General features: G+C 70.7%; 17 protein-coding genes. 8 read left to right on the forward strand and 9 right to left on the reverse strand.

Going from position 1 to position 14,922, the window contains the following annotated elements; genetic code table 11:
- Positions 1-319 precede the first annotated feature (319 nt).
- Positions 320-793, forward strand: a complete 474-nt coding sequence (locus DNK54_RS00190; RefSeq protein WP_162602245.1) for a hypothetical protein — start codon at positions 320-322, stop codon at positions 791-793.
- A gap of 18 nt (positions 794-811) precedes the next feature.
- Here the strand turns inward: DNK54_RS00190 and DNK54_RS00195 are convergent, their stop codons facing one another.
- Complete coding sequence (locus DNK54_RS00195; RefSeq protein WP_239459827.1) at positions 812-1,609, reverse strand: ABC transporter ATP-binding protein; 798 nt, start codon at positions 1,607-1,609, stop codon at positions 812-814.
- Positions 1,610-1,655: 46 nt separating this feature from the next.
- On the opposite strand from DNK54_RS00195, the gene DNK54_RS00200 reads away from it, so the two are divergent.
- Positions 1,656-2,324, forward strand: coding sequence for a FadR/GntR family transcriptional regulator (locus tag DNK54_RS00200; protein ID WP_110204963.1), 669 nt, complete (start codon positions 1,656-1,658; stop codon positions 2,322-2,324).
- Between the two features lie 35 nt (positions 2,325-2,359).
- On the opposite strand, the gene DNK54_RS00205 is transcribed toward DNK54_RS00200, so the two are convergent.
- On the reverse strand, positions 2,360-3,481 hold the full coding sequence (locus DNK54_RS00205; RefSeq protein ID WP_204164366.1) for a YncE family protein: 1,122 nt from the start codon (positions 3,479-3,481) through the stop codon (positions 2,360-2,362).
- 126 nt (positions 3,482-3,607) lie between these two features.
- Positions 3,608-4,375: an alpha/beta fold hydrolase gene (locus DNK54_RS00210; protein ID WP_204164367.1), complete on the reverse strand. Its 768-nt coding sequence runs from the start codon at positions 4,373-4,375 to the stop codon at positions 3,608-3,610.
- A 185-nt stretch (positions 4,376-4,560) separates the two neighbouring features.
- Between DNK54_RS00210 and DNK54_RS00215 the strand changes: the two genes are divergently transcribed.
- Genes DNK54_RS00215 through DNK54_RS00225 form a run of 3 tightly spaced genes read left to right on the forward strand, consistent with a single transcriptional unit; the run spans position 4,561 to position 7,755 of the window.
- Positions 4,561-6,276: an AMP-binding protein gene (locus DNK54_RS00215; protein WP_110204964.1), complete on the forward strand. Its 1,716-nt coding sequence runs from the start codon at positions 4,561-4,563 to the stop codon at positions 6,274-6,276.
- Positions 6,277-6,334: 58 nt separating this feature from the next.
- Positions 6,335-7,330, forward strand: a complete 996-nt coding sequence (locus tag DNK54_RS00220) for an NAD-dependent epimerase/dehydratase family protein (protein ID WP_110204965.1) — start codon at positions 6,335-6,337, stop codon at positions 7,328-7,330.
- A complete protein-coding gene (locus DNK54_RS00225) occupies positions 7,327-7,755 on the forward strand; it encodes a PaaI family thioesterase (protein ID WP_110204966.1) in 429 nt (142 codons plus the stop codon). Before DNK54_RS00220 ends, DNK54_RS00225 begins: the two co-directional genes overlap by 4 nt.
- 9 nt (positions 7,756-7,764) lie before the next feature.
- Here DNK54_RS00225 and DNK54_RS00230 read toward each other — a convergent pair whose 3' ends face one another.
- From DNK54_RS00230 to DNK54_RS00240, 3 genes are read right to left on the reverse strand one after another with little or no spacing between them, the layout of a single operon-like run.
- The gene (locus DNK54_RS00230) at positions 7,765-8,607 is read right to left on the reverse strand and encodes a cytochrome c biogenesis CcdA family protein (RefSeq protein ID WP_110204967.1); all 843 of its coding nucleotides are present in this window, start codon (positions 8,605-8,607) and stop codon (positions 7,765-7,767) included.
- A gap of 12 nt (positions 8,608-8,619) precedes the next feature.
- A complete protein-coding gene (locus DNK54_RS00235) occupies positions 8,620-9,360 on the reverse strand; it encodes a DsbA family protein (RefSeq protein WP_110204968.1) in 741 nt (246 codons plus the stop codon).
- Positions 9,361-9,385: 25 nt separating this feature from the next.
- Positions 9,386-10,618: an MFS transporter gene (locus tag DNK54_RS00240; protein WP_110204969.1), complete on the reverse strand. Its 1,233-nt coding sequence runs from the start codon at positions 10,616-10,618 to the stop codon at positions 9,386-9,388.
- 48 nt (positions 10,619-10,666) lie between these two features.
- Here DNK54_RS00240 and DNK54_RS00245 point away from each other — a divergent pair, with 48 nt between their 5' ends.
- The gene (locus DNK54_RS00245; RefSeq protein ID WP_110204970.1) at positions 10,667-11,323 is read left to right on the forward strand and encodes a GntR family transcriptional regulator; all 657 of its coding nucleotides are present in this window, start codon (positions 10,667-10,669) and stop codon (positions 11,321-11,323) included.
- A 1-nt stretch (position 11,324) separates the two neighbouring features.
- Here the strand turns inward: DNK54_RS00245 and DNK54_RS00250 are convergent, their stop codons facing one another.
- Positions 11,325-11,912 (reverse strand): NADPH-dependent FMN reductase, encoded by a 588-nt coding sequence (locus DNK54_RS00250; RefSeq protein WP_204164368.1) that lies wholly within the window; start codon positions 11,910-11,912, stop codon positions 11,325-11,327.
- A gap of 61 nt (positions 11,913-11,973) precedes the next feature.
- Positions 11,974-12,432, reverse strand: coding sequence for a TlpA family protein disulfide reductase (locus DNK54_RS00255; protein ID WP_110204971.1), 459 nt, complete (start codon positions 12,430-12,432; stop codon positions 11,974-11,976).
- A gap of 96 nt (positions 12,433-12,528) precedes the next feature.
- Here DNK54_RS00255 and DNK54_RS00260 point away from each other — a divergent pair, with 96 nt between their 5' ends.
- On the forward strand, positions 12,529-13,467 hold the full coding sequence (locus DNK54_RS00260) for a glycoside hydrolase family 16 protein (RefSeq protein WP_110204972.1): 939 nt from the start codon (positions 12,529-12,531) through the stop codon (positions 13,465-13,467).
- 38 nt (positions 13,468-13,505) lie between these two features.
- Positions 13,506-13,988: a universal stress protein gene (locus DNK54_RS00265; RefSeq protein WP_110204973.1), complete on the forward strand. Its 483-nt coding sequence runs from the start codon at positions 13,506-13,508 to the stop codon at positions 13,986-13,988.
- Positions 13,989-13,994: 6 nt separating this feature from the next.
- Here DNK54_RS00265 and DNK54_RS00270 read toward each other — a convergent pair whose 3' ends face one another.
- A complete protein-coding gene (locus tag DNK54_RS00270) occupies positions 13,995-14,756 on the reverse strand; it encodes an SDR family NAD(P)-dependent oxidoreductase (RefSeq protein ID WP_110205726.1) in 762 nt (253 codons plus the stop codon).
- Positions 14,757-14,922 lie beyond the last annotated feature (166 nt).

Below are 14,922 nucleotides of genomic sequence, written 5' to 3' on the forward strand. Positions count from 1 at the left end.
GGGGCGCCCGGCCCCTGAACGACACACCTGCCGAGGTGCCCAGAAACGGTCCAGTTGACCGCATCGCAACGCTTCGAACTACCTCGATCAACAACGTATGGTGGTTAGGCAATCCGTTGCTCGCTTCATCGCTGCAGGTCAGCATGCAAAGGGTGGAGATCCCTCGCATCAACTCGTGTCAGGAAAACCTGGCCGACCGGTACAGAGGGTCAGGGGTTCGAGTCCCCTCAGTTCCACTAGAGGTTCGGCTAACGGACTATCCTGAGGTGGGCCACGAAGGTCCGCCTCAGCGCGTTTCTGGGCGTCTCGCGCTCGATGGATGAGTCGTCGCACGCCGCGCACTCCCATCGCGAAACCACGTTCCAGCACCACGCTGGAGTACCCGTGCGACGATTCGGCCGTGAGAAACGCGGACCGTCATCAACGGGCAGACCTGGCCGCTGTCGTCTTCGGGATCTTCGTGACGGCGCTGGTGCTTGTCGCCCTCTTCGCAGCTCTGTCGATCGGCGATGGGACCTTCGCGGTCATCGCCGGAGTGCTCCTTGGGGCGAGCGGCGTCATGTGCGCCCTACTCTGGCGGCGCGTGGATGGGTACAAGCGGTCGCTTGGCGGCCGGCTCGCGCTGCTGTCGTTGTTGGTAGCGATTGCCGGGTGCCTGCTGCCGGACCCGGACGGCGGTGTGACGCTGACGCCGGAGCCCACCAAGGCGCAGCTCGTGTTCTTTGTCGTGAGCGTCGCACTGGCGGTCATCTCGTTGTGGTCCGGGGTCAAGGAGGAAGAGCGCCAGGGGTGATCGCGGTCGGGCTGCGTCTCAGGCGGGCGTCGCCGTACGGATGGCGCGTGCCTGCCAGCGCCGGTCGCGGTACTCGATCTGGATCGGGTGCTCGAAGCTCTCGGTGACCAGTTCCGTCGTGAGCACCTCGTGTGCGTCGCCGGCGGCCAGCACGCAGCCGCCCTTGATGAGGACGGCGTGGGTGGTGGTCTCGGGGAGCTCCTCGAGGTGGTGGGTGACCAGCACCGTGGCCAGCTCGGGCTGCGACCGGTGCAAGTGGTCGACGGTCTCCAGGAACTGCTCGCGTGCCGCCACGTCCAAACCGGTCGACGGCTCGTCGAGGAGCAGGAGCGGCGGATCGGTGATCAGCGCCCTGGCGATGAGGGTCCGACCCCGCTCGCCCTGCGACATGGTGGGCCAGGTCGCGCCTTCCAGCGACCGGAGGCCGAGCATCTCGATGAGGTGATCGGCGCGTTCGAGCACTGCCGGGCCCGGCTCCCATCGGGGCATCAGCTCGGTCGTGCCGGTCGCGCCGGTGAGGACGACCTCGCGGACCGTCAGGGCGGACGTCAGGGGGTGGCGCGGGTTCACGTGGCCGATCGACTCGCGAAGCTTGCGGATCTCCACACGACCGAGCTGGTGCCCGAGCACGTGCACGGTGCCCCGGGTCGGGTGCATCTGTGCGCCGCACAAGCTCAAGATGGTGCTCTTGCCCGCGCCGTTGGGCCCGATCAGCGCCCAGTGCTCGCCGGCCTTGACCATGAGGTCGATGCCGGTGAGGATCCAGCGGGACTCGCGGACGAAGTCGACGTTCCGTAGGCGCAGGATCTCTTCCACCGGGGTAGGGTAGCGCGGAGTCCTCAGACAAGTAGAGGGGTGGTCCATGGAGCAGCTCAGGCGAGCGCCGCTCGCCGATCAGGCCGCTGAGCTGCTCCTGGCTCGTATCCGGTCCGGTGAGTGGGCGCTCGGCGCGAAGCTCCCCGGCGAGACGACGCTCGGCCCGCAGCTGGGAGTCGGCCGGTCGACCGTGCGTGAGGCGATCCGGCAGCTGGCCGGCCGGGGAGTCCTGGAATCCCGGCAAGGTGCGGGAGTCTTCGTGACCGCGCTCGACGTGGCCGAGGAGTGGGACGCCGTCCTGCGGCGGGCCGGCATCATCGCGGTGATCGAGGCGCGCATCGCCATCGAGGCCGAGGCCGCCGCGTACGCCGCCGAACGACGCACGCCCCAAGCGCTGCGAGCCGTTCGCCGCTCGCTGGAGGAACGTCGATCCGCTCAGGGAAGCATCGAGGACTACGTGGACGCCGACATGCGCTTCCACCGCGCCATCGTGGTCGCCGCTGAGAGTCCCGTGCTGCTCGAGCTCTTCGACTCGTTCGTGCCCCGGCTCCGGCAGGCGATGGTGGAGATGCTGCGTATCGGCCGCGGCGTCGCGGCGGAGGAGGATCACGAGGCGCACGTGCATCTTGCCGAGGCCATCGCCGGGCGTGATCCGGAAGCCGCGCGCCTACTCAGCCGTTCGCACCTGGTCTCCCTCAAAGACGCGCTCGGCTAGGCGGGTGAGCCACGCCGCGACCCAGGCTGCGCGGCTCAGAGCACCACGATGCCCAACGGCCGCTCACCGGCAGGCAGCCGGGTCACGGTGCCGGTGCGGACGTCGACGATGCTGATGCCGTCCCAGTACCCGTCTCGGGTGAAGCCGCCTGAGACATAGGCGGTGCGCCCGTCGCCGGAGATGGCGACCTCCTCGTGCGGGCCGTCCAGAGGGATGACGCGCTCCCGGCCGGCCGGCGTACGGATGGTCAGGGACGGTCCGTTGCCGCTGTCGGAGGTGCCGCCGGTGCCCACGACGAAGAGGGTGCCGTCGGTGCCGATCGCGATCCCGTGCTGGTGGGTGTCGGCGGTCATCGGCTCCTCCGTCACTCTCCCGGAGTCGGGGTCGACGACCAGCAGCCGCTCACCCTCGAAGGGCAGCAGCACCTTGCCGTCGCTGGGCCGCACCACCGCGTAGTGGGGCTTCAGCCAGGCACCGAGACTGCGCCCGGTGTCGTAGGGATCGACCAGCACGCTGCGGGTCGACCAGTCCGAGGTGTCGATGATCGTGACGTCGTAGGAGTCGTGGTTGGTCGCGTAGACCTCTCTGCCGTCTGCGGAGACGTCGACGTCGAAAGGCCGCATGCCGACCTGCACCGTGCCCACGACCTCCCGTCGGGCGGTGTCGACGACCTCCACGAAGCCATCTCCACCGGGCACGTTGACACCGACATAGAGGCGCGATCCGTCAGGGGAGAGGGCGATGCCCATCCCGCCTCCGCGGTATTCGCCGGTCGTCGCCGGCCCGGCCTCGGTGCGGTAGCCGATCAGCGCAGTTCGCTTGCGGCTCTCGGTATCCACGACCGCGACCCCTTCGGCGGTCGACACCCATGCGGTGCCGTCCTCGCCCAGGGCGATCCCGTACGGCGCCGTCCCGACCCGCACCGAGCCCCGCTCGCCCGCGTCGGCCCCCGCCGGGTCGACGAAGGTGACCGTGTCGGAGTCGAAGTCGGCGACCAGCAGGCGGCCCTGGGGCAAGGCGACGGGTGCGGACGAGGCGACGGGTGCGGGCGAGGTCGGTGGTGCGGCCTCCTGGGAGCTGTCGGTACCGCAGGCGGCGAGCAGCAGCGTGCCAGCGGCGAGAGCCGTGGAGAGGGCGAGCAGGCGGGTGCGCTGCATCAGGGGAACCACCTTGATCGGATCGGCGAGCTCCGGGGAGCGTTCCTACCCATCCTCCGCCCCGAGCACCGCACAGGCATCGGTGCTCGGGCTGGGAGGAAGTAGCCGAACGGATGATGCGCGGACCTAGTCCTGGCTGAGGAAGTCGGCGACCACGCCGCCCCAGGCCCGTACGTCGGCAAGCGACTGCGCGACGTGGTAGCGGGAGTCGGCGATCAGGTCGTGCAGCGCCTCGCCCGTAGAGACCGGGTGACTGGGATCGCCAGCCCAGCTCAGGATCAGGGTCGGCACCGGGAGGCCGCGGAGGCGCTCGCGGTCGGGCAGGTCCGTCTGCGCCGCTCCCAGCAGCAGCGCCGGCAGCAGGTCGTCGGAGACGTTGACCCGCATCGGCGACTCACGCTCGGCGAGCACGCCCTGCGTCGGCTGCATCGCGAAGACCCGCTCGACTGCGGTGGCCCCTCCCGTTGCGGCGATCTCGGCGAGCCGCTCGTAGGTGGCGCCCTGCTCGCGGCGGGTCTCCCAGGCGGTGGGTGGCGCAGTCAGCACGATCCGTCGGAACCTGTCGGGGGCGGTCGCAGCCGCATGCAGGATCGAACCGGTGCCCATCGAGCACCCGATCGCGTCTACCTGTGCCTCGGGGCTCAGCTGGTCGAGCAGAGCGAGGAGGTCCGTGCCGAGCGCTGACCAAGTGTAGTGGTCCGGCTCGGCGGTGCCGGTGGAATCGCCGTGACCGCGCCAGTCCAGGCGGGCCAGGCGGTGCCCGGCGGCGACGATCGGTGACCAGTCGAAGGTGCCGGACTCCTCCATCGCCCACCGACCGCTCATCAGGCCGTGGCCGTAGAGCACGAGGCGGCCTTCGCCTTGGACGTCGAGGCGCAGCCGTGCCCCGCGCACCTCGGCGACGCATGGACTCGGCGGTGTGGAGCTGATGGGAATCCTCCTAGGACGGCGACGTCTCAACCTAGAGCAGCCGCTCGGGCGAAGGTCGGCTGACGCCGCCGAGCGGGAGTGGCCGTTGAACGGCCCCCGGCGTTGCCTCTACGGTGCGCACCAAGCGCTTGCTCAAATCAGGAGGGTCGATGGAGACGTTTGCCGAGGTCGTGCGCGGACGCATCGGAGATCAACGGGAGGGCTTGCGCTTCGAGGGGCGCAGCTGGACCTGGGACGACGTGCTGCGCGAGGCATGCTGCCGCGCCTCGGTGCTGCGCGCCATCGATCCCGGTGAGGGGCGCTCACAGCGTCATGTCGGGATCTTGTTGCAGAACGTGCCGGACTTCGTCTTCTGGCTGCTCGGTGCCACGCTGAACGGCGACGTCGTGGTGGGTATCAACCCGACCCGCCGAGGAGCAGAGCTCGCACACGACGTACGGCACGCCGACTGCGACCTGTTGGTCAGTGAGCCGCTCTACGCCGACGCCATCGCAGGGCTCGACCTGGGCATCCCCGCCGAGCGGATCCTCGACGTGGAGTCGGCGGCGTACTCCACCCTGCTCCAGTCGCACCAGGACGTCGAGCCTCCGGCGACGCTGCCGGACCCGTCGGCGCTGTTGCTGCTGCTCTTCAGCTCGGGCTCCACGGGCGCTCCCAAGGCCGTGCGATGCACCCAGGGCCGGCTGGGGCGGCTCACCGCCAAGATGGCGGACCGGATCGAGGTCCGCAGGCACTCGGTGAACTACCTGTGCCTGCCGCTCTTCCACGGGCACGCGATCATGATGACGCTGGCCAACGCCGCTCAGGTGGGCGCGACCGTGGTGATGGTGCGGCGCTTCTCCGCCAGCCGCTTCATTCCCGACATCCGTGAGCACCGGGTCACCTTCTTCAACTACGTGGGCCGGGTGCTCAGCTACATCCTCAGCCAACCCGAGCAGGAGTCCGACAAGGACAACTCGCTGGAGGTTGTCTTCGGTTCCGAAGCATCGCCCGCGGAGGTGCGTGCCTTCCGCGAGAGGTTCGCCTGCCCGGACGTCCGGGAGGGGTACGGCGCCAGTGAGGGCGTCATCCGGATCACCCCGGTGCCCGGCTCCCCGGAGAGCTCGCTGGGACTCCCTGCCGCAGGCGTGGTGGCCGAGATCCGTGACCCGGAGACCGGCGTGGAGTGTGCGCGCGCCCGCTTCGATGACGCCGGGGTGCTGCTCAACGCGGACGAGGCCACCGGCGAGATCGTCGCCGTCGACCGCGGTCCGGGGTTCGAGGGCTACTACAAGAACCCCGACGCGATGGCGCAGCGGTTGAAGTTCGGCGGCCAGGACTTCTGGACCGGGGACCTCGGCTATCGCGACGAAGCCGGCTACTTCTACTTCGGTGGCCGGCCGGCGGACTGGCTGCGCGTGGACGGGGAGAACTTCGGTGCCGCGCCGGTCGAGCGGATCCTGGTGCGCTTCGACGCCTTCGCGGGAGCGCACGCCTTCGGCGTGCCGGACCCACGAACGGGCGACCTGCTGATGGCCGTCGCCACGGTGAAGGACGGCCACGCCTTCGACCCGGTCGCCTTCGACGACTTCCTCGCGGCCCAGCCCGACCTCGGATCGAAGTGGCGCCCTACCTTCGTGCGGATTGTCCCCGCCGTGCCCACCACCGCGAACGGCAAGATCGACAAGGCGCCGCTGCGTGCGACCGCGTGGGAGGCCGACGACGTCTGGCATGCACCGACGAGGAGCTCGCCCTATCGCCTGCTGGGTGAGCAGGACCGAAGCCGGATTCGCCGGGCCTTCGTCGACGCGGGCCGGGAGAACGCGCTGCCGGCCGCGAGCCAGGAGCTCAGGGCCGGCGAGAGGGCGGGGTTCCCGGCCTCCTGACCGTACGCCGAGGGCGAACGCCCTTGCCCCCGGCGACCGTTCCGGATGGACTCGGGAGATGCGCATTCTCCTTCTCGGCGGCACCGGATGGCTCGGGCGGGCTATCGCTCGATCGGCAGCGGCAGCCGGGCACGACGTCACCTGCCTGGCCCGCGGGGTGAGTGGTCGGGCTGTCGACGGGCTCCGCTTCGTTCGTGCGGACCGCGACGAGCCGGACGCCTACGCCTCGGTTGCGGGCGACCGCTGGGACGCTGTCATCGACGTCTCCCGTCAGCCAGGTCAGGTCCGGAGTGCGGTGGCGGCTCTCGCCGACGTGACCGAGCGCTGGGCCTTCGTCTCGACCGGCAACGTCTACGCCTCCCACCGCCGGACCGGCGACGACGAGGACGCACCGCTCCTCGAGCCGCTGGAAGGCGACGTCATGGCATCGATGGAGGAGTACGGCGCCGCGAAGGTCGCGTGCGAGCGTGCGGTCCTCGACGGGCTGGGCGCTCGTGCCGTGATCGCCCGTGCCGGCCTCATCGGCGGTCCGGGCGACGAGAGCGGACGCTCCGGCTACTGGCCCTGGCGCTTCGCGCACCCGTCCAACCGCGCCGGGGCGGTGCTGGTGCCGGAGGCGAGCCTGCCCACCTCGTTGATCGACGTCCGGGATCTGGCGGGGTGGCTGGTGGGGGCCGTCACCGACACTCCCGTCTCGGGCGTCTATGACGCGATCGCCAACCGGATGGGCCTTGCTGAGCACCTGGCCGTCGCGCGCGCGGTCGCGGGCCATGCAGGTCCGGTCGAGGCCGTGTCCGACGCCTGGCTGAACGAGCGCGAGGTGGCCGAGTGGATGGGGCCGCGCTCGCTGCCGTTGTGGTTGAGCGATCTCGACTGGCACGGATTCGCCGGCCGCCGCGGGGAGCGGATCCTTGCCCGGGGCTTCCGACCGCGACCGCTTGCCGAGACGCTCGCCGACACGTTGGCCTGGGAGGAGGCGCGCGGCGTACCGGGGCCGCACGGCGCAGGACTCACCGACGCCGAGGAGCGCTCGCTGCTGGGAGCCCTCCGGTGAGCACCGGCGAGCTCGATCTCGCGCAGGCTCGCGCGGTGCTCGCAGCGCAGCCGTTCGCGCAGCATGTCGGGACCGAGCTGACCGAGTTCGGCGCCGGCACCGCGACGCTGCGGATCGTGCTGCGGCCAGAGCTGAAGCAGCAGTTCGGCTTCGCCCACGGCGGCGTGCTCGCCTACGCCGCCGACAACGCCATCACCTTCGCCGCCGGCACGGTGCTGGGTGCGAACGTGCTGACCGGGGGGTTCTCGATCACCTACCTTCGCCCGGCCTCCGGCGTCGGCATCCGCGCCGTGGCGCGCGTACAGGGCGCTACGCGGAGCCAGGCGGTCGTGAACTGCGAGCTCCATGCCGAGCACGACGACGGCGACGCGGTGCTGTGTGCGACGGCGCAGGGCACGGTCCGCGTCGTCGAGCGGCGGCTCTGACGCCTCGACTCACTCGCCGGGCGGCTCCTTCGGCGAGCTCCGCGGTCGGAGAGTGCGCATCAGCCCGAAGGCGGCAGCCGCCAGTAGGAGGCTGCCCACCAGGACGAGGTCGGAGACCCGGTCGGCCACCCCGGAGGCTGAGCGCTCCAGGCGGTACTGCAGATCGACGGACGCGAGGCCGCCGACCGTGGTGAACCCGTCGGTCCAGATCAGGGCGATGCCGAGCGCGAGGGTGACCGAGCCGGAGACCGCCTGGGTCCAGGTCGTAGTGACCCGGCCGATCTGGAGCGGTCGGGGGCGCACCAGGCGGCGTACCTCGGGGACCCGGCTCCACGTGAGCGCGAGCAGGAAGAGCGGAGCGGCCATCCCCAGGGCGTACGTCGCCAGGAGCGCGCCGCCGTAGGTGGGGCTGGCACCGAACGCGGCGAAGGCCAGGACCGAGCCCAGGAGCGGGCCCGAGCAGGCACCGGCGAGTCCGTACACCGCGCCCAGCAGATAGACGGAGGCGGCCGAGGATCCCCGGGCCGGGCCGGTGCCCAGGCCGGGGAGGGGGACGGCCAGGGCCTGGAGCACGCCGAGCACGATGAGGACGAGGCCGCCGACGAGGGCGAGCGTCGACCGGTGCTCGCTGATCATCGAGCCGAGCCCTCCGGCGAACACCCCTAGGGGCACCAGCGTGGTGAGCAGGCCGGCGTAGAAGACCGTCGTGCGCAGCAGCAACCGCGCCGACGAGTCGAAGGCGTAGGCGAAGAACGCGGGCAGCAGCATCACCGAGCAGGGACTGAGCAGGCTGAGCAGTCCGGCCAGCAGGGCGGCGCTGAGACCGACCTCGACGGCCGCTTCGAGTGGCACGGCGTGGCCCGCTCAGCGGGCGACGCCGTGGGCGGCCAGTCGCTTCTCGATGACCTCCTCGAAGACCTCCAGCGGCTGGGCGCCGGAGACCGCCACGTTGTCGATGGCGAAGAAGGGGACGGAGGTAGCGCCGACCGCACGTGCTTCGGCGGCGTCGGTGTCGACGGCCTGCGTCAGGGTGTCGTCGTCGAGGTCCCGCTCGAACTGCTCGAGGTCGGCGACGCCGGCTTCGCGGGCGAAGCGCAGCAGCGTGGCGGTCGGCATCGGCGGATGACCCCCGTCGGGGGCGGCGGCGTGGACGGCGGAGAGGAACTCCCAGAACCGGCCCTGTCGGCCGGCGGCGCGGCCGGCGACGGAGGCGGCGAGGGAGTCGTCCCCGAAGAGCGGAACGTCTCGGAACTCGTAGCGCACCAGCCCGGTCTCGACGTACTTCTCGACCAACGCAGGCAGCGTCTCGCGCGTGAACCGCGCGCAGAACGGACAGCGGAAGTCGGCGTACTCGACGATCACGACGGGAGCATCGGCCGAGCCGAGGGCGAGCGGATCACCGGGTGCCCGTCGTGCGAGCCCCGGGTCCTCGGCAGCCGCGGTCTGTGACGAGCCGGTGGCGCGTTGGTCCCCGTCGTCCTTCGCGGGCGACGTCCGATCGCCCTTGTTCTGGGTCCCGAGCACGACGAGGGTCACCCCGACGAGGGCGACCAGGGCGAGAGCGGCGAGCCGGGCGCGGCGCGGCGCGCTGGAGATCGAGGGCATGGGGGTTCCTCCGAGTAGGGGTGGGTCAGGCGCGGCGATACCACGCCACGACGGGGACGAGGACGAGGGCGATGCCTCCGCCGAGCAGCGACAGGGTGGCGAAGTCGGTGAGTCCGACGATCACGCCGGAGCCGACCCCGCCCGCCGCGCCGGCGAGCGCGACCAGCACGTCGACGCTGCCCTGCGTGCGGGCGCGGGAGTGCAGGGGAGTGGAGTCGACGATCAGCGCGGTGCCGGCGATGAGACCGAAGTTCCAACCGAGGCCGAGGAGCACCAACGCCAGGGTGATGAGCACCATCGACTTGCCGGGGGCGACGGCGGCGACGACGCCGGCCGCAAGGAGCGTGGCGGCCGCTGCGACCGCCATCGGGGTGCGACCGACCCTGTCGACGAGTCGCCCGGTGACGAGCGAGGGGAGGTACATCGCGGCGATGTGCAGGCCGATGACCAGGCCGACAGCGCTCAGTCCGTGGTCGTGGTGGCGCATGTGCACCGGCGTCATCGTCATGATCGCGGCCATCGTGAACTGGGTCAGCACCATGACGGTCGCGCCCAGCACCACGCCGGGGATGAGGCCCACCGGCGCGGTCGACGGCTCGGGGTGTCCGGTGGCCACCGAGCGGGGAGTCGTCTCCGCAAGCGCGCGAGCGGTCAACAGCGGGTCGGGGCGGAGGAAGCAGAAGAGGACCAGCGCGGCGAGGCCGTAGGCGACGGCGGCCAGGAGGAAGGGGCCGGCCAGGCGCGGGATGTCGAGCCAGGCCGCGAGATCGCCGAGCGGCTCGATGAGGTTGGGGCCGGCCACGGCGCCGAGGGTGGTGGCGACCAGGGCGACGGAGGCGGCCGATGCCCGTTGGTCGGCCGGGGCAAGGTCGGTGCCGGCGTACCGGGCCTGGAGGTTGGTCGCCGAGCCGGCGCCGTAGACGAAGAGCGCGCAGAAAAAGAGCAGCGGCTGGTCGAGCACGGCAGCGATCACGATGCCGACCGCACCGATCGCGCCTGCGGCGAAGCCGCCCGCCAGTCCGCGGCGGCGACCGACCACCTGCGAGGAACGGCCGATCAGGAAGGCGGCCAGCGCAGACCCGAGTGTGAAGAGCCCGGCCGGCAGACCCGCGACACCCTCGTGACCGAGCATGTCCTCGGCGAGGAGTGCTCCCACGCTGACTCCAGCGGCGAGGCCGGCGCCACCCAGCATCTGGGAGAAGACCACGGTGCGCAGGGTGCGCCGGTGGAGGGCTGCGACGGCCGGGTCCTGCGTCATGATCACCTCATCTAGGATGCGTCTTGTATCCAAGTCTAGGAGGTGGCGATGCAGGCAGGGGGAAGCGGGGCGGCGGATCGTGCCCATGCCCATCTGCGGGAGGAGATCCTGCAGGGGAGGCTCGAACCCGGCACGATGCTGAGCGAGAACGAGCTCGCCGCCGCCCTCTCGATGAGTCGCACGCCCGTCCGGGCGGCGTTGACCCGTCTGCAGGACGAAGGGTGGGTGACCATCTATCCCAAGCGCGGCGCTCTCGTGCGGGAGCTCACCGAGGAGGAGCTGCGAGAGTCCTCGCAGGTCCGCCACGCGCTCGAGTCCGCAGGCATCCAGCGCAGCACGCCGGAGCGCCGAGCGGACCTTGCCGATCAGCTCGCCACCAACGTCCACGAGCAGGACGCGGCGCTCGCGGCCGGTGACTTCGCCGCCTTCACGACGCTGGCGATGCGCTTCCACCGCACGTTCGTCGAGATGGCGGGCAACAGCATCATGCTGGAGATCTACGACCGGCTGCAGGACCGGCAGTACCTCTCCATCGTGCGCAGTGCGGGCCGGATCTCCGAGGACCCGACCCAGACCCTGGCCGAGCATCGCACCCTGCTCGAGGACGCCCGACGCGGTGACTGGTCCGCCTTCGCCACCCACCTGCGCGACCATCAGGACCGCAGTCACGGCGCGGAGTCCGTGCTCCCGGTCGCCCGGCGTTGAGCTAGCCGAGTCGCTCCCGTACGCCGCCCCGCAGGTCGGCGAGTGCGACGCTGAGCCGCACGAGCTCGTCCAGCATGGCGGTGGCGGCAGCGCCGGTGCCCTCGCCCGGCACGAAGCGCCCCTCCTCGATGTACTGGGCGTGGAAGGCGATGTTGACGCTCTCGAAGACGGGCACCATCTTCAAGGTCGTCACCACCTGCTTGAGCTGCTGCACGGCACGGGTGCCGGCGGCGATGCCGCCGTAGGAGACGAAGCCGACGGGCGTGTGTGCCCATTCCTGGCTGATCGTGTCCAGCGCGTTCTTCACCGTGGCCGGGTAGCCGTAGTTGTACTCCGGCGTCACGATCACGAACGCGTCGCTCGCGAGCACCTGGGAGGCCCATTCCCAGGTCTGATCGCGGGTGTACTGCCGCAGCCGGGGGTGGTGGGGCTCGGAGAGGAACGGCAGGTCGAGCTCGGCCAGGTCGATCACGCGGAGCTCGATGTCGTCTCGCTCCGCGGCCAACTCGGCGAACCAGGTGCCGATCGGCAGCCCGGCCCGCCCGGGGCGGGTGGATCCGATGATGACGGTGAGCACGGGGATCGGCATGCTCCGATTCAACAGGACGTCACCACCGTGGGTGATCACGCCCCGCAGGGTGCGGTCCACCTCACCCCTCGGCGAGCAGCATTCCCAAGCGGGCGCCGAGGAGCAGGTCGTCGACGGCGCCGAATGCCGAGAGTCGCAGGCGTCCGGCCCGGTCGATCAGCAGCGTCGAGGGCGTGCCCTGCAGACCGTAGGTGCGCATCGTCACGGGGACGACCTCGCCGTCGTTGCGATCGACGCCCACGGGGAAGGGGATCCGGTACTCCGAGAGGAAGACCCGCAACGCGGCCGGACCCATCACCTCGTGGTGCTCGAAGACCGTGTGCAGGCCGAGCACGCGTACGTCACGGAAGGTCTCGTACACCCGCTTCGCCATCGGCAGGCCGTGGCTGATGCATCCGGGGCACAACATCTGGAAGGTCTCGACGAGCACCACCTCACCGCGCAGGTCGGCGAGGCTCTGGGGTGTGCCGATCCACTCGCTGACCTCGAGCTCGGGTGCCAGGGACGCGGGGCTGGTCATGGGTCGACGCTACCGATCCCGTCGTACGCCGTCACCTCTGCCGGGCTCGCCCGTTGAGTGGACAATTCCGTCAAAGAGGTTGGTGGGGGTGGGGAGATGCGGCTGCGTGCCGTCGCCGTGCTGTGCGCGGCCGTGCTGGCAGCCGCCTGGGGGGCTGCTCCGGTGTCGTCCGCCCCGTCCGCCGCCGCGGTGCCGCAGGCGACCGCAGCGACGGCGCGGTCCGCTGTGGTGGCACCCGGCAAGACCTGTGGCGGACAGAGGCTGACGAAGCCGGACGGATCGGCGTGGGTGTGCACCTTCTCCGAGGAGTTCGACGGCAAGCGGCTCAACCGGCACCGCTGGCAGAAGGTGGTCACCCGGACCAGCGGCTTCCTCGGCGGCGGCGAGTGCTTCGTGGGCAGCAAGAAGAACGTGCGGCTCAAGAAGGGCAAGCTGCGCCTCACGGCCCGCAGGCTCAAGAAGCCGATGACATGCACGACGCCGACCGGCTCCTTCCGTACCCGTTACACCTCGGGCAGCATCACGACGCACGACCTCTTCAGCCAGACCTACGGTCGGTTCCAGATTCGCGCGAAGTTCCCGAAGACGAAGATCGACGGACTCCAGTCGGCGATCTGGATGACCCCGCAGCGACCCGTCTACGGCGCCTGGCCGCGCAGCGGTGAGATCGACATCGTCGAGCACTACACCCATCGTCACCGTCGCGCGATCCCCTACCTGCACTACATGTTCGGCTTCCCGGCGACCCCGCTCACCAGCCAGACGAACACGGGCTGCTTCCTGTCGCGTCCCGGCCGGTTCCACACCTACGTGCTGACCTGGGAGCCCGGGCGCCTGCGGGTCAGCATCGACGGCAAGGCGTGCCTCGACCACGCGGTGCGCCCGATGCTGCCGTGGGTCTCACCGCAGCCTTTCAACCACCCCTTCGTCTTCAACCTCACGCACCTGCTGGGGGTCCAGGAGAACGCCTTCGACCCCGCAGCGACCAAGCTGCCGTCGACGTTCGTCGTCGACTACTGGCGAGCCTGGCGCTGAGCGCCGCGGCTTGCACGCCGATACGGCAGAATGGGTGCATGGCTGCCCACAACGACCCGACAGTCCGCGAGTTCCGACCCGAGGGAGGCGTCGTCGTGGGTGACGACGGCTCCAAGGGAGCCGCGGGAGCGATCCTCTTCGCGCGCGACGAGGCCGAGCGCCGAGGCACCGCGCTGCACGTAGTCCGGGCCTGGACCATCACCAGCGCGGTCCGTCCGGAAGGGCTGCCGATCAACGTCACGGCCACCCTCCTCGAGCTGGAGCAGGCCACGCTGGAGGCACAGTCGCGCCGGGTCGCGGAGCTGCTCGGCGACGCGCCCGGGGTGGAGGTCTCGGTGCACGCCGTGCACAGCCCGTCGGCACAGGCGCTCATCGCCGCGTCGGAGACCGCCGACGTCGTGGTCGTCGGGGCACGGGGCAAGGGTGGTTTCGCCGGGCTGGTGCTCGGCTCGGTCGCCGAGCAGGTGGTCGCCCACGCGCACAGCCCGGTGATCGTCACCCGCTCCCGCGCCGCCGACTGACCAGCGTCAGGTGATCGTCAGGCCACCGTCGACCGGCAACGTCTGACCGGTGATGTAGCCGGCGGCGTCGGAGGCCAGGAAGACCACGGTGGCGGCGAGCTCGTGGGCGTCGCCCTTGCGTCCGGCGGGGATGCGCGCACCCATGGCGTCGAGGTAGCCGTCGGGGTAGCTGTCGGTCATCTCCGAGACGAAGAAGCCCGGTGCGATCGCGTTGACCCGGATGCCCTTGCGGCCCGTCCACTGCTGCGCCAGGTCGCGGGTCATGCCGATGAGCCCCGCCTTGGAGGCAGCGTAGGCGGCCTGGGGGAGCCCGGCCGTGGTGATCCCCAGCACCGAGGAGATGTTGATGATCGAGGAGCCCGACTGCATGACGCGGCCGCAGGCCTGCGCCATCCAGTAGCAGCCATTGAGATTGATGTCGATGACCTCGCGGAACTGCTGCGGCGTCTCGCGGGTGGCGGGGACGGCCGTGCCGATCCCGGCGTTGTTGACCAGGACGTCGACGCGGCCGAACTCGGCCATCGCGGCGTCGACCAGCGCCTGACACGAGTCGGGGTCGGAGACGTCGGTCGCGACAGAGAGGGCGCGACGGCCGTGCTGCTCGACAAGCGCGGCAGTATCGGCCAGGCGTTCGACACGACGCGCTCCCAACGCGACGTCGGCGCCGGCCTCCGCGAGCGCGTCGGCGAAGGCGACACCCAGGCCGCTCGACGCACCGGTGACGACGGCGACCTTGCCGTCCAGACGGAAGAGTTCACTCAGGCTCATGCCGGTCACAGTAGTGGTGGGCGCCTACCGGCCGACGAGGAGTATCATCGCCTCATGCAGCACACCTTCCTTCTTGCCCAGCCGCGCTGATCGATCCAGCGCGGCCGCCCTCCTGACCGGAGGGCTTTTTTGTGCCAGCACCGCTTCGAGGGAGCAGGTGGCACGA

Origin of the sequence: Nocardioides daejeonensis (assembly GCF_003194585.1) — a bacterium.
GTDB lineage: Bacteria > Actinomycetota > Actinomycetes > Propionibacteriales > Nocardioidaceae > Nocardioides > Nocardioides daejeonensis.

Coding starts and splice junctions, on each gene's coding strand:
- DNK54_RS00190 (WP_162602245.1), top strand. CDS start 320: ATGAGTCGTCGCACGCCGCGCACTCCCATCGCGAAACCACGTTCCAGC.
- DNK54_RS00260 (WP_110204972.1), top strand. CDS start 12,529: ATGCGGCTGCGTGCCGTCGCCGTGCTGTGCGCGGCCGTGCTGGCAGCC.
- DNK54_RS00205 (WP_204164366.1), bottom strand. CDS start 3,481: ATGCAGCGCACCCGCCTGCTCGCCCTCTCCACGGCTCTCGCCGCTGGC.
- DNK54_RS00235 (WP_110204968.1), bottom strand. CDS start 9,360: ATGCCCTCGATCTCCAGCGCGCCGCGCCGCGCCCGGCTCGCCGCTCTC.
- DNK54_RS00250 (WP_204164368.1), bottom strand. CDS start 11,912: ATGCCGATCCCCGTGCTCACCGTCATCATCGGATCCACCCGCCCCGGG.
- DNK54_RS00255 (WP_110204971.1), bottom strand. CDS start 12,432: ATGACCAGCCCCGCGTCCCTGGCACCCGAGCTCGAGGTCAGCGAGTGG.
- DNK54_RS00215 (WP_110204964.1), top strand. CDS start 4,561: ATGGAGACGTTTGCCGAGGTCGTGCGCGGACGCATCGGAGATCAACGG.
- DNK54_RS00200 (WP_110204963.1), top strand. CDS start 1,656: ATGGAGCAGCTCAGGCGAGCGCCGCTCGCCGATCAGGCCGCTGAGCTG.
- DNK54_RS00220 (WP_110204965.1), top strand. CDS start 6,335: ATGCGCATTCTCCTTCTCGGCGGCACCGGATGGCTCGGGCGGGCTATC.
- DNK54_RS00270 (WP_110205726.1), bottom strand. CDS start 14,756: ATGAGCCTGAGTGAACTCTTCCGTCTGGACGGCAAGGTCGCCGTCGTC.
- DNK54_RS00265 (WP_110204973.1), top strand. CDS start 13,506: ATGGCTGCCCACAACGACCCGACAGTCCGCGAGTTCCGACCCGAGGGA.
- DNK54_RS00245 (WP_110204970.1), top strand. CDS start 10,667: ATGCAGGCAGGGGGAAGCGGGGCGGCGGATCGTGCCCATGCCCATCTG.
- DNK54_RS00240 (WP_110204969.1), bottom strand. CDS start 10,618: ATGACGCAGGACCCGGCCGTCGCAGCCCTCCACCGGCGCACCCTGCGC.